The 12233-nt window shown below is 61.0% G+C and carries 11 protein-coding genes; 1 reads left to right on the top strand and 10 read right to left on the bottom strand.

Annotation, left to right across the window (positions count from 1 at the left end; genetic code table 11):
• Positions 1–265: 265 nt before the first annotated feature.
• The 6 genes from AERO9A_RS06545 to AERO9A_RS06570 all read right to left on the bottom strand — a co-directional run bounded on the left by AERO9A_RS06545 (position 266) and on the right by AERO9A_RS06570 (position 5418).
• On the bottom strand, positions 266–712 hold the full coding sequence (locus AERO9A_RS06545; protein WP_159971112.1) for a thioesterase family protein: 447 nt from the start codon (positions 710–712) through the stop codon (positions 266–268).
• A gap of 49 nt (positions 713–761) precedes the next feature.
• Complete coding sequence (locus tag AERO9A_RS06550; protein WP_159971113.1) at positions 762–1454, bottom strand: polysaccharide lyase family 7 protein; 693 nt, start codon at positions 1452–1454, stop codon at positions 762–764.
• Positions 1455–1552: 98 nt separating this feature from the next.
• Entirely contained in the window at positions 1553–2347 is a 795-nt protein-coding gene (locus AERO9A_RS06555; RefSeq protein ID WP_159971114.1) for an ABC transporter ATP-binding protein, read from the bottom strand.
• A 14-nt stretch (positions 2348–2361) separates the two neighbouring features.
• Complete coding sequence (locus tag AERO9A_RS06560) at positions 2362–3354, bottom strand: ABC transporter permease (RefSeq protein WP_159971115.1); 993 nt, start codon at positions 3352–3354, stop codon at positions 2362–2364.
• Between the two features lie 79 nt (positions 3355–3433).
• The gene (locus AERO9A_RS06565; protein ID WP_159971116.1) at positions 3434–4798 is read right to left on the bottom strand and encodes a CmpA/NrtA family ABC transporter substrate-binding protein; all 1365 of its coding nucleotides are present in this window, start codon (positions 4796–4798) and stop codon (positions 3434–3436) included.
• A 305-nt stretch (positions 4799–5103) separates the two neighbouring features.
• Positions 5104–5418: a transcriptional regulator gene (locus AERO9A_RS06570; RefSeq protein WP_159971117.1), complete on the bottom strand. Its 315-nt coding sequence runs from the start codon at positions 5416–5418 to the stop codon at positions 5104–5106.
• A gap of 156 nt (positions 5419–5574) precedes the next feature.
• Here AERO9A_RS06570 and AERO9A_RS06575 point away from each other — a divergent pair, with 156 nt between their 5' ends.
• Entirely contained in the window at positions 5575–5967 is a 393-nt protein-coding gene (locus AERO9A_RS06575; RefSeq protein WP_159971118.1) for a hypothetical protein, read from the top strand.
• A 32-nt stretch (positions 5968–5999) separates the two neighbouring features.
• Here AERO9A_RS06575 and alaC read toward each other — a convergent pair whose 3' ends face one another.
• The 4 genes from alaC to acnB form a co-directional block, all read right to left on the bottom strand.
• On the bottom strand, positions 6000–7229 hold the full coding sequence (alaC, locus tag AERO9A_RS06580; RefSeq protein ID WP_159971119.1) for an alanine transaminase: 1230 nt from the start codon (positions 7227–7229) through the stop codon (positions 6000–6002).
• A 129-nt stretch (positions 7230–7358) separates the two neighbouring features.
• Positions 7359–7937, bottom strand: coding sequence for an ANTAR domain-containing response regulator (locus AERO9A_RS06585; RefSeq protein ID WP_159971120.1), 579 nt, complete (start codon positions 7935–7937; stop codon positions 7359–7361).
• An 18-nt stretch (positions 7938–7955) separates the two neighbouring features.
• Positions 7956–9167 (bottom strand): CmpA/NrtA family ABC transporter substrate-binding protein, encoded by a 1212-nt coding sequence (locus AERO9A_RS06590; RefSeq protein ID WP_159971121.1) that lies wholly within the window; start codon positions 9165–9167, stop codon positions 7956–7958.
• A 247-nt stretch (positions 9168–9414) separates the two neighbouring features.
• Positions 9415–12024: a bifunctional aconitate hydratase 2/2-methylisocitrate dehydratase gene (gene acnB, locus AERO9A_RS06595; RefSeq protein ID WP_159971122.1), complete on the bottom strand. Its 2610-nt coding sequence runs from the start codon at positions 12022–12024 to the stop codon at positions 9415–9417.
• Between the last annotated feature and the right edge of the window lie 209 nt (positions 12025–12233).

The following is a 12233-nucleotide window of genomic DNA, read 5'->3' on the forward strand; positions in this document are numbered from 1 at the left end:
CGCTTGCACCGTTGCGCTGCCAGCAGAGGCGACAGTGGCATGCGTAGGCAAGGGCAGGATAAGCAGTGGCCAGGCTGAGAGGCTGGCGATCAGGGCGGCACGTTGAGCTCGTTTGCGCATGGCTGGCATTGTTGTCACTCCCAGAGAGCCCAGCCCTATCAGGCGGGGGCATTGTGCGGATGTGCTCTGCAAACCGTTGAAAAATTACCTGCGTTTTGCAACGGTCTGTCAGGCGTGTGCAGCAACTGTCGCGCCAAACAGTCGCTCAGCCCGTTATGCGGTTGACCTTGGGAAACTTGGCGCTGAAGGTCTGCGGCATCGCTACCACCTTCGACGCCTGGTAATCGAAGAAGACGAATCCCGACTTGGCCATGGCCACCAGCGTGCCGTCGGCCGGTCGGGTAATGCGGAAGGTGATGTCGCCGCCGTATTTGTTGAAATCCATCACCCCGACTTCGAACAGCAACTGATCACGGGCATGGGCCTCGGCGCGGTAGGTGGTGGCCAGGTCGGTGACGATGATGCCAGTGCCGTTGCCATCGGTTTCGTGGATGCCGAACTCGAAGAGAAAGCGGGCACGTGCTTCGGAAATCATCGAGATCATCGAGTCATTGCCCAGATGATTGGCGCCGTTGATATCGGTGACGCGCACGGTGAGGTGGGTGCTGTAGCAATATTGATCTTCGGGGAAATCCAGCGTCAGACGGGCCATGTTTAGGTTTATCCGGTGGCAAAGCGGCGATTGTAAGTCGCCGCTACGCTCAGCGGTGCAAGGTGTTCAGGTGATAAAACGTGACGCGGCCTCCCTCGCTGCTCGAACCGCTGTTGTCCTGAATGTAAGCACCGGCCTTGAAATACAGCAGATCATTGCTCCAACTGCTGCTCAGTTGGCGGTAGTACGAGCCTTTGTCGCCGTCGGCGCTCTCGACCTGAATGCCCAGGCGACCGCTCGATGTCAGGCGCAGTTCGTAGCTGAAGCGCTCGTTCAGGTCGATACCTTCGGCAATCAGGATGTTCTTTACCTTGCTGTCTCCGGGGTGCAGGCGCAGCAGGGCCTCCAGCCGACCAACACCAGCGCTGTTGCGGTAATACTGCAGTTTGACGAGTGGGTCGTTCTGACTACCTGCGGCGTCAGTGCTATGGATTTGCCCTATTACGACCTTGTTGCGGCTGGGCAATTGATTGACCGTGAGCACGGCATTGAGATAGTTGTCGGCGGACGCATAAAGCCAGTTATCCAGCGCGCCATCGCTCTGCGTCTCACGCAATTCGCTACGGGGGTAGCGTGCATCCTCTGTGGTGGAGCCCGTCACGGGTACCCAGAAGGTGACGCTGCCGTCGTCGTTGCGGCGAAAATATTGGCTTTGATAGCCGTTGTTCAAACGCGCAGTGGTGATTTCCGTCGGCGCGGGGTCGGTTGGAATCGACAAATTCCAGGTGGAGAGGTCTAGCACGGGGGTTGCCTGCCTGGTCGTTGGGGGTTCCTGTTCGTGTTCAAACGAAGCGATTGGTTCCACCGCTACGCTGTACAAGCCGAAACGGTGGCAATGGATCAGGCTGCCGGGCGCTGCTGGCGTTGGTAGAGAAACTCCAGTACGGCAGCCCGGTAAGCGTGATAGCGGCTGTCGTGAGCCAGCTCCATGCGCTGGCGCGGGCGTGCCAGTTCGACCTTGAGAATTTCTCCGACGGTTGCCGCCGGGCCGTTGCTCATCATCACGATACGGTCGGAGAGCAGCACGGCTTCGTCGACATCATGGGTGATCATGATGACCGTGTTGCCCAGCTCGGCATGAATCTCCATCAACGAGTCCTGCAGGTGAGCGCGGGTGAGGGCGTCGAGCGCGCCGAATGGCTCGTCCATCAGCAGCACCTTGGGCTGCATGGCCAGGGCGCGGGCAATGCCGATGCGCTGCTTCATGCCGCCGGAGATTTCTCCGGGGCGTTTGTCGCGCGCGTGCGTCATGTGCACCAGGGCCAGGTTGTGCTCGATCCAGTCACGCATTTCTGCGCGCGTTTTCTGTTTGCGAAACACCTGCCGTACCGCCAATTCGACGTTCTCGTAACAGCTCAGCCAGGGCAGCAGGCTGTGGTTCTGGAACACCACGGCGCGCTCCGGGCCGGGTTCGTTGACCTCGCGACCGTCGAGAATGATGCCCCCAGCCGTGGCCTGATAGAGCCCGGCGACGATGTTCAGCACCGTGGATTTGCCGCAGCCGGAGTGGCCGATCAGCGAGACGAACTCGCCCTTGGCCAATTTCAGATTGACGTTCTGCAAGGCGCAGAACAGCCCCTTGTCGGTGGGGAAATCGATACCAACATTGGTCAGTTCGAGGTAGGCATTGCTCATGATGATTCTCCTGATCAGCGCAGTACGGCGTTCTTGTCCCAGCTAAACAGGCGCTGGAGCACAAGCATCAGACGGTCGAGGATGAAGCCGATCAGGCCAATGACGATCACCGCCACCATGATCCGGCCAAGGGAGTTGGAGCTGCCGTTCTGGAACTCGTCCCAGATGAATTTGCCCAGACCTGGGTTCTGCGCCAGCATTTCGGCGGCGATCAGCACCATCCAGCCCGTGGCCAGCGACAGGCGCAGGCCGGTGAAAATCATCGGCAGCGCCGCCGGCACGACAATGCGCCGCACGTGGCTCAGTGGTGACAGACGCAGCACTTTGCTGACGTTGTTGAGATCCTTGTCGATGCTGGCCACGCCCACCGTGGTATTGATCACGGTGGGCCACAGGCAGCACAGCGCCACGGTGAAAGCCGAGGTGAGGAAGGACTTGGCGAACAGTGGATCGTCACTGACGTACAGGGCGCTGACCAGCATGGTCACCAGTGGCAGCCAGGCCAGTGGCGACACCGGCTTGAATACCTGAATCAGTGGATTCAATGCGCTGTACAGCGTTTTGCTCAGACCGCAGACGATCCCCAGTGGGATGGCCAGCAGCGAAGCGATGAGAAAGCCGGCCGCGACGGTGTAGAGGCTGGTGAAGATTTGCTGGATGAAGGTCGGCTTGCCCGTATAGGGGCGGACAGTCACCGTAGCGCCAGGGTCGGCGGCCAACAGCTTGGCGTTGCGTTCCTCCTGGCGCTGATAGAAGGCAGCAGCCTTGTCTCGTTCGCGCTGGTGGGCCGCAATCAGTCCACCAAATTGCTCAGCAACTTGTACGGGGCCGGGAAACTGGCCGAGGCTGGTCTGTACATGGTTGGCCAGCCCCTGCCAGCACAGCAGGAACAGGGCAATGCCCAGCCCTGGCAGGATCAGGCCATTTACCAGGCGCTTGAGCAAGACGCTGTGGCGCGCCGTCTTGAGGGTCTGCTGGATCGGCGTGGCGATGTTCGGGTTGCTCATCGTCCTGTCCTCAGGTCGTTAGCGAGGCCGCGACAGGCGCGGCCCATTGTGGTGTGGCAGACGGTGGTGCCAGCCTTTGTCAGAGGGTGCTGTCGCCCTTCAGACCAATGCTGAATTGCTGCAGGTAGGCGTTGGGCTTGTGGCCGTCGTAGACCACACCGTCGATGGTGTCTGCCAGCGGCTTACGGAAGCCGTCCTCATCGGCAGGTGGGAAGTCGCTCGGTTCGGCCTTGCCTTCGGCGATCAGCTCGGCGGCGGCCTGGCGGTAGATGTCCGGGAGGAACACGCGCTTGGCGGTTTGCACGTACCAGTCGTCCGGCTTGGCTTCGGCGATCTGCCCCCAGCGGCGCATCTGCGTCAGATACCAGATGGCATCGGAGTAGTAGGGGTAGGTGGCGTGGTAGCGGAAGAACACGTTGAAGTCGGGGACTTCACGCTTGTCGCCTTTCTCGAACTCGAAGGTGCCGGTCATCGAATTGGCAATGACCTTGGCATCAGCGCCGACGTATTCCGGGCGTGCGAGAATCTCCACCGCTTCGGCGCGGTTGGCGTTGCCATCGGCATCGAGCCACTTGCCGGCGCGGATCAGCGCCTTGACCAGACGCTTGTGCGTTTCCGGGTTGGCTTCGGCCCAACTGCGCGAAACGCCGAAGACCTTCTCGGACATATTCTTGCGAATGGCGTAATCGGCCACCACGGGGACGCCGATGCCCTTGAACACGGCGGCCTGGTTCCACGGTTCACCGACACTGTAGCCGCTGATGGTGCCGGCCTCCAGAGTTGCCGGCATCTGTGGCGGCGGGGTGACCGAGAGCAGTACCTGAGCATCGATTTGCCCCGTGATATCGCCTTTGCTCGGCGCATAGTAGCCAGGGTTGATGCCGCCAGCGGCCAGCCAGTAACGCAGCTCGTAGTTATGAGTCGAGACCGGGAACACCATGCCCATATTGAAGGGCTTGCCAGCCGCGGCGTATTGCTCGATCACCGGTTTGAGGGTATCGGCCTTGATCGGGTGCACGGGCTTGCCATCAGCCATGGGCACATGCGGTTTCATTGCTTTCCAGACATCGTTGGAGACAGTGATGGCATTGCCGTTGAGATCCATGGTGAAGGCAGTCACCACATCGGCCTTGGTGCCGAAACCAATGGTCGCGCCTAGCGGCTGGCCAGAGAGCATATGGGCACCGTCCAGTTCGCCGTCGATCACTCGATCCAGCAGCACCTTCCAGTTGGCTTGTGCCTCTAGGGTGACGTACAGCCCTTCATCCTCGAAGTAGCCTTTCTCATAGGCGATGGCCAATGGCGCCATGTCGGTCAGTTTGATGAAGCCCAGTTTCAGCTCCACTTTCTCCGGCTCGGCGGCGTGCAGCGGCGAAGTAGCCAGTAGACCGAGGGCAAGACCCAGCAATGACAGGCGGTGATGCAGCGATAGACGATGGAGCATGGCAATTCCTCGACTGACAGAAACGAAAAAAGACGTCGCAGACAGCCTGTTGCCGGTGGGCAACGAGCAGCCTTTGACGTCTTTGTCGGTGTGTCCGAATCACCGCCGTTGGCGATCAGGAGCGTGGTTGAGGTTTGCTTAGCAAGGCGTTTGCCAGGTCTCTACGCCGTATGGATATCTCTATATCTTTCAAGGATATAGCTCGATCAAGTTGCACTCGGAGAAAGGGCCGCTGCTGCGTAGCATTGCCCAAAGACCGTGCAGCAGGCTGATCGGTGGCCAATTTCGGAGCGCTGCGCATAGGGTCAGTGGCACGGTTGCTGCTGCTTCATTTCGACGAAATCGCGCAGCCAGCGCAGCACTTCGACAGCCTCCCAGCGGGCCGGATCGAAGAGGGCATAGGCCAGGCCCTGATAGCCGACCACATCCAGTTGCCGGTGATAGCCCGCGCGTTGCAGAAGAGCCTCGATCTCGGCGAAGCAGGTATTGAAGTGCAGGCGATTGAAAGGGGTACGCCCCTCCATGACCAGGCCTTCACGCTGCAGCTCCTCGATGATGTGATGCACCCTCTCCAACGGCATGCGATTGACCTGATGTTTGATCTGCAATACGTCCAGCATGCTGATGCTCCTGTAACTCATGCCCATTGATCTGTGCTTTCAAGCCTACAGCAAAAATACTGTACAAATAAACAGTATCGAGTGATAGTTGAGTCACTGCAGCGACATCGACCCGCCGACTCATGAATCGGCGCCCTGATGAAGGAGTGAGAGGTAATGCAACAGATGCTGATGACGATTGTGCTATTGGCCCTGCTCGGTGGTTGTGCGCAACCCCAGGTGGAGAGGCCGCAGGCCAATGGTGCGTACCTGGTGATAGAAGGTGAGCAGGCGTGGGCTGTGCTGGTTTCCGACGGGCGGCGAGTCGAGGAAGCGGGCAGGGTGCTGGATGTGATTCATCTGCCGGGGTATCACTCGGCGGTGGCCGCCAGCTATGTGATCGAGACGCCCAACTGCGGCAAGTTGCAATGGCTGACCGAGCGCCATGGTGAGGCTGAGGGGCAGACGACGTTACTGCCTGTCGCGTTCAATGAAGCATTGCAAAGCCCGCATTGCGTGTTGTCGCAGGCCCTGAGTCGCAACTGGACGGCTTTGGATTATTCCGGCTGAAATGAAGAGGGCGCCTGTGCGGCGCCCTTGTTTCATTCGTTGTCTGCTTTGGTTTTTTTCGTCGGCAGCAAGCCATCGGCGCGGAACATGGCCTTGATGCCCCGTAGCGCCTGACGGGTACGATCCTGATTCTCGATCAAGGCAAAACGCACGTGGTCGTCGCCGTAGTCGCCAAAGCCTAGGCCGGGCGATACGCAGACCTTGGCCTCGGCCAGCAGCTTCTTGGCGAACTCCAGCGAGCCAAGGTGAGCATAGGCCTCGGGAATCTTGGCCCAAATGTACATCGAGGCTTTGGGGTTCTCGACCATCCAGCCAATTTCGTGCAGGCCCTTGACCAGTAAATTGCGGCGCTGGCGGTATTGCTCGGCGATATCGCGCACGCATTGCTGGTCGCCTTCCAGTGCGGCAATGGCCGCCACCTGTAGCGGAGTGAACGTGCCGTAATCGTGGTAGCTCTTGATTCGCGCCAGGGCGCTGACCAGCTCCGGGTTGCCGACCATGAAGCCGATACGCCAGCCAGCCATGTTGTAACTCTTGGACAGGGTGAAGAACTCCACCGCGATGTCCTTGGCGCCTGGCACCTGCATGATCGACGGTGCTTTCCAGCCGTCATAGACGATGTCGGCGTAGGCGAGGTCGTGCACCACCAGCACGTCGTACTGTTTAGCCAGGGCGACCACGCGTTCGAAGAAGTCCAGCTCCACGCACTGTGCGGTGGGGTTGGAAGGGAAGCCGAGAATCATCATCTTCGGCTTGGGGATCGATTCGCGGATGGCGCGTTCCAGCTCGGCGAAGAAATCCACGCCCGGCACCAGCGGCACTGAACGCACCTGCGCACCGGCGATCACGGCGCCGTAGATATGGATGGGATAACTGGGATTGGGCACCAGTACGGTGTCACCGTGATCCAGAGTGGCCAGCATCAGGTGCGCCAGGCCTTCCTTGGAGCCGATGGTGACGATGGCTTCGCTTTCCGGGTCGATCTCCACCTCGTAGCGATCCTTGTACCAGCGCGAGATGGCGCGGCGCAGGCGTGGAATACCGCGAGAAGTGGAGTAGCCGTGGGTGTCTTCACGCTGAGCGACCTGTACGAGCTTTTCGACGATGTGCGGCGGAGTCGCACCGTCAGGGTTGCCCATGGAGAAATCGATGATGTCTTCACCGCGACGGCGCGCGGCCATCTTCAGTTCAGCGGTGATGTTGAAAACGTAGGAGGGGAGACGATCGATGCGCGCAAAGCGGCGCTTGGCATTGTCAGCCATGATTTCCTCGAAAGACGTAAGCGCCCGGAACCGTCCGAGCGACGTTGGCCACTGCTGTGGCCGCCGCTGACAATACGTCGCGATGAATAGGGCTGTCCAGTACAGTCAGGCGCTGCGCAGGTGTAACAGTCAGCCCCCAAGCATGTCGTGCATGGCGATGACCTGCTCGGCCACCTGAATCAGCTTCTGCTGGCGGCTCATGGCCTGGCGGCGCATGAGGGTGTAGGCCTCTTCTTCGTCGCAACTTTTCATCTTCATCAACAGGCCCTTGGCCAGCTCGATGCGCTTGCGCTCGGCCAACTGTGCATCACGCGCCTGCAGCTCGGCACGCAGCGCCTGGTCGCTTTCGAAGCGGGCCATTGCAACGTCGAGGATCGGCTGCAGGCGTTGCGCATGGATACCTTCGACGATGTAGGCGCTGACGCCGCTCTTGATCGCCTGGCGCATCACACCGGGGTCATGCTCGTCGGTGAACATGACGATGGGGCGGGGTTGGTCGCGCGTGACCAGCACCACCTGCTCCATGACGTCGCGGCCGGGGGATTCGGTGTCGATGAGGACCACGTCGGGGCGCACGGCTTCGACGCGGGCGGGTAAGTCGATGGTCAGCCCGGACTCGTCGATGACCTCGAAGCCAGCCTCGATCAGGGCGTGCTTGAGGCGGCCGACTTTTTTCGGGGTGTCATTGATCAGCAGGATGCGCAGCATGGTGGGCTCTCCTGCGAGTCAGGCGCTGAGCGCCGGCTGATCGGCCATGGCATGCAGGGCGAAGCTGCGGGCGTAGCCAGCCGGATCGCTGCCATCCCAGCGTGGGCCGTCCTTGAGCGTGCTGCTGCGCATCGGTTCGGGGCAGGCGATGCCCAGTGCATCTGCGGCCTGTCGGTAGAGTGTCAGTTGCTGTACTTGCTGGGCGATGCCGAGGTAGTCCGGGTCATCACGCAGCAGCCCCCAGCGGCGGAACTGGGTCATGAACCACATGGCGTCGGACAGGTAGGGCAGGTTGACTGCGCCGTCGCCGTGAAAACGCAGGCGGTGGGCGTCTTGCCAGGCGTTACCGAGGCCGTCCTGATAGTGGCCGAGAAATCGCGGCAGGATCGCGGACAGCGGCGCATCGACATAGTCGCTGCCGCTGAGCAGTTGCGCCGTGCTGCGTCGGTTCTCTTCGTTGGCATCGATGAATTGGCTAGCTTCCAGTACGGCCATGATCAGTGCGCGCACAGTATTGGGGTGCTGCTCGACGAAGGCGCGGGTGCTGCCAAGCACCTTTTCTGGATGATCGGGCCAGATCGCCTGGGTGGTGGTGAGCATGCAACCGAGATCGTCCTCTACGGCTTTGGCGGTCCAGGGTTCGCCGACACAGAAACCATCGATGCGCTGCGCTTTCAGGTGCTCGATCATCTGTGATGGCGGCACCACGACGCTATCCACGTCGCGCAATGGGTGAATGCCTTGGCTGGCCAGCCAATAGTAGAGCCACATGGCATGGGTGCCGGTGGGGAAGGTCTGGGCAAATTTCAGGCGTGCGCTGCTTTGGTGCGCGCGTTGCGCCAGTGCTTCGCCGTTGGTCACTCCTGCCTGCTGTAGGGCGCGCGACAGGTTGATGCTCTGACCATTTTGATTGAGCCCCATGAGTACCGCCATGTTGCTCGGCATTGCGCCGTCGAGGCCTAGCTGTACGCCATAGATCAAGCCGTAGAGGCAGTGAGCGGCATCCAGTTCGCCACTGATCAGGCGATCGCGCAACGCAGCCCAGGAGGCCTGGCGCTGCAAGCGCAGGCTAAGACCGTGCTTTTCGGCAAAGCCTTGAGTCGCGGCGACCACCACAGATGCCGAATCGCTCAAGGCCATGAAACCGATGTTCAGCACGCGCTTTTCCGGGGCGGCGCTGCCATGGGCCCAGGTTCGAGCATCGCTGCGTGGAGTGTCGAGTTCGCTCATGGGGTGTCCTTACAAGCTCGTCACCGCCGGTTATTCGCCAAGCGGCAGCCATAAAAAAACGTCGCACCGGAGCATACCTGTTGAACAGGTATGCTCCAGAACGACGCCATTGTCGAAAGCACCTTCCACCGTTGGAAGGGCGTATACCTTGTAGCGAAGCAATGCCTATGCCAGTGCGTCGAGGACGGACGGGGCAGGCAGAAATGAAGAGCCCCGCACGGGGCGGGGCTCTTGTGACGCTAGAAGATCAGGCCTGAACGACCGGGATCTTGGCGTTTTCGGCGGCTTCGCGGAACTCGGCGATCTGATCGAAGCTCAGGTAGCGGTAGACGTCGGCAGCCATGCTGTCGATGTCCTTGGCGTACTGCAGGTACTCCTCGACGGTCGGCAGTTTGCCGAGAATCGAGGCCACTGCGGCCAGCTCAGCCGAGGCCAGGTAGACGTTGGTGGCGTCGCCCAGGCGGTTCGGGAAGTTACGGGTCGAGGTGGAGACCACGGTGGAACCGGTCTGTACGCGCGCCTGGTTACCCATGCACAGCGAGCAGCCTGGCATTTCCATACGCGCACCGGCCTTGCCGTAGATGCCGTAGTAGCCTTCTTCGGTCAGTTGGTGAGCGTCCATCTTGGTTGGCGGAGCCAGCCACAGACGGGTCGGAATGCCACCTTTGACCTTGTCCAGCAGCTTACCGGCAGCGCGGAAGTGACCGATGTTGGTCATGCACGAACCGATGAACACTTCGTCGATCTTGTCGCCAGCGACGGTGGACAGCAGGCGGGCGTCGTCCGGGTCGTTCGGCGCGCAGAGTACCGGCTCCTTGACGTCGGCCAGATCAATCTCGATGACGGCGGCGTATTCGGCATCGGCGTCAGCAGCCAGCAGGTCCGGCTTGGCCAGCCAGGCTTCCATGGCCTGAGCGCGGCGTTCCAGGGTGCGCGGATCACCGTAGCCTTCGCTGATCATCCAGCGCAGCAGGGTGATGTTGGACTTCAGGTACTCGGCGATCGACTCTTCCGGCAGCTTGATGGTGCAACCGGCAGCGGAACGCTCGGCGGAGGCGTCGGACAGCTCGAAAGCCTGCTCGACGGTCAGCTCGTTGAGACCTTCGATCTCCAGGATGCGGCCGGAGAAGATGTTCTTCTTGCCTTTCTTCTCGACAGTCAGCAGACCTTGCTGAATGGCGTAGTAAGGAATGGCATGCACCAGGTCACGCAGGGTGATGCCCGGTTGCAGCTTGCCCTTGAAGCGCACCAGTACCGACTCCGGCATGTCCAGCGGCATGACGCCGGTGGCAGCGGCGAAGGCGACCAGGCCGGAACCGGCTGGGAAGGAAATGCCGATCGGGAAGCGGGTGTGCGAGTCGCCGCCGGTGCCGACGGTGTCCGGCAGCAGCATGCGGTTCAGCCAGCTATGGATGATGCCGTCGCCCGGACGCAGGGAGACGCCGCCACGGGTGCGGATGAAATCCGGCAGGGTGTGGTGGGTGGTGACGTCGATCGGCTTCGGATAGGCAGCGGTGTGGCAGAAGGACTGCATCACCAGATCAGCGGAGAAGCCCAGGCACGCCAGGTCTTTCAGCTCGTCGCGGGTCATCGGGCCGGTGGTGTCTTGCGAACCCACGGTGGTCATCTTCGGCTCGCAGTAGGTGCCCGGGCGTACGCCTTGGCCTTCGGCCAGGCCGCAAGCACGACCGACCATCTTCTGCGCCAGGGTGAAGCCCTTGCCGCTGTCAGCCGGAGCTTCCGGCTTCTTGAACAGATCGCTAGCACCCAGACCCAGTTCGGCACGCGCCTTCTCGGTCAGACCGCGACCAATGATCAGCGGAATACGGCCGCCAGCGCGGACTTCGTCAAGCAGTACTTCGGTTTTCAGTTCGAAGCTGGTGACCAACTCATCGCTGCCATGACGGCGGACTTCGCCCTTGTACGGATAGACGTCGATGACATCGCCCATGGCCAGGTTGGTGCAGTCGAACTCAATCGGCAGAGCGCCGGCATCTTCCATGGTGTTGTAGAAGATCGGAGCGATCTTGGTGCCGAAGCAGAAGCCGCCAGCGCGCTTGTTCGGCACGTAGGGGATGTCGTCACCGAAGAACCACAGCACCGAGTTGGTGGCGGACTTACGGGAAGAACCGGTACCGACCACGTCACCGACGTAGGCAACCGGGAAGCCCTTGGCGCGGACTTCTTCGATCTGCTTCAGCGGGCCGACCGAACCGGGCTGCTCGGGCTCGATGCCGTCACGGGCCATTTTCAGCATGGCCAGAGCATGCAGCGGGATGTCGGGACGCGACCAGGCGTCCGGGGCAGGGGACAGGTCGTCGGTGTTGGTTTCGCCAGGCACCTTGAATACGGTCAGGGTGTACTTCTCGGCGATGGCCGGACGGGCTTTGAACCACTCACCGTCAGCCCAGGACTGCATCACGGCCTTGGCGTTGGCATTGCCAGCCTTGGCTTTCTCGGCGACGTCGTGGAAGGCGTCGAACATCAGCAGGGTGTGCTTGAGTTGCTCGGCGGCTACGTCAGACAGTTCGGTGTCATCGAGCAGCTCGACCATGGTGGCGATGTTGTAGCCGCCCTGCATGGTGCCCAGCAGTTCGACGGCGCGCGCCTTGCTGATCAGTGGGGAGGAGGCTTCGCCCTTGGCGACAGCGGAGAGGAAACCGGCCTTGACGTAGGCGGCTTCGTCGACGCCCGGCGGAACACGGTTGGTGATCAGGTCTACGAGGATTTCTTCTTCGCCGGCCGGCGGGTTCTTCAGCAGCTCGACCAGGCCTGCGGTTTGTTCGGCGTTCAGCGGCTGGGGAACGATTCCCAGGGCGGCACGCTCTTCTACGTGTTTGCGATAGGCTTCAAGCACAGTATTACCCTCATCAGTGGTCCCAAAGGGTTGTCCGGGACGCGATCCAGAAAGTCGTTAACCAGGCGCTTTTCGGCTTTATGGGCCGAGCAGCCGAGGTTTCACGAATTTCTTCCAGAAGCTGCTTTCAAAGTTTTACGCCGGCAGGACGGTTGCGATGTTGGTCGATGCAGGCGCCTGGGGGGACTCCAGGCTGCCGCATCGCCATC

The organism is Pseudomonas sp. 8Z, assembly GCF_902506535.1.
Taxonomy (GTDB): Bacteria; Pseudomonadota; Gammaproteobacteria; order Pseudomonadales; family Pseudomonadaceae; genus Aquipseudomonas.

Bases quoted from the DNA above. Each gene is read 5' to 3' on its own strand.
- AERO9A_RS06545 (WP_159971112.1), bottom strand. From the start codon at position 712: ATGGCCCGTCTGACGCTGGATTTCCCCGAAGATCAATATTGCTACAGC.
- AERO9A_RS06555 (WP_159971114.1), bottom strand. From the start codon at position 2,347: ATGAGCAATGCCTACCTCGAACTGACCAATGTTGGTATCGATTTCCCC.
- AERO9A_RS06560 (WP_159971115.1), bottom strand. From the start codon at position 3,354: ATGAGCAACCCGAACATCGCCACGCCGATCCAGCAGACCCTCAAGACG.
- AERO9A_RS06565 (WP_159971116.1), bottom strand. From the start codon at position 4,798: ATGCTCCATCGTCTATCGCTGCATCACCGCCTGTCATTGCTGGGTCTT.
- AERO9A_RS06570 (WP_159971117.1), bottom strand. From the start codon at position 5,418: ATGCTGGACGTATTGCAGATCAAACATCAGGTCAATCGCATGCCGTTG.
- AERO9A_RS06575 (WP_159971118.1), top strand. From the start codon at position 5,575: ATGCAACAGATGCTGATGACGATTGTGCTATTGGCCCTGCTCGGTGGT.
- alaC (WP_159971119.1), bottom strand. From the start codon at position 7,229: ATGGCTGACAATGCCAAGCGCCGCTTTGCGCGCATCGATCGTCTCCCC.
- AERO9A_RS06585 (WP_159971120.1), bottom strand. From the start codon at position 7,937: ATGCTGCGCATCCTGCTGATCAATGACACCCCGAAAAAAGTCGGCCGC.
- AERO9A_RS06590 (WP_159971121.1), bottom strand. From the start codon at position 9,167: ATGAGCGAACTCGACACTCCACGCAGCGATGCTCGAACCTGGGCCCAT.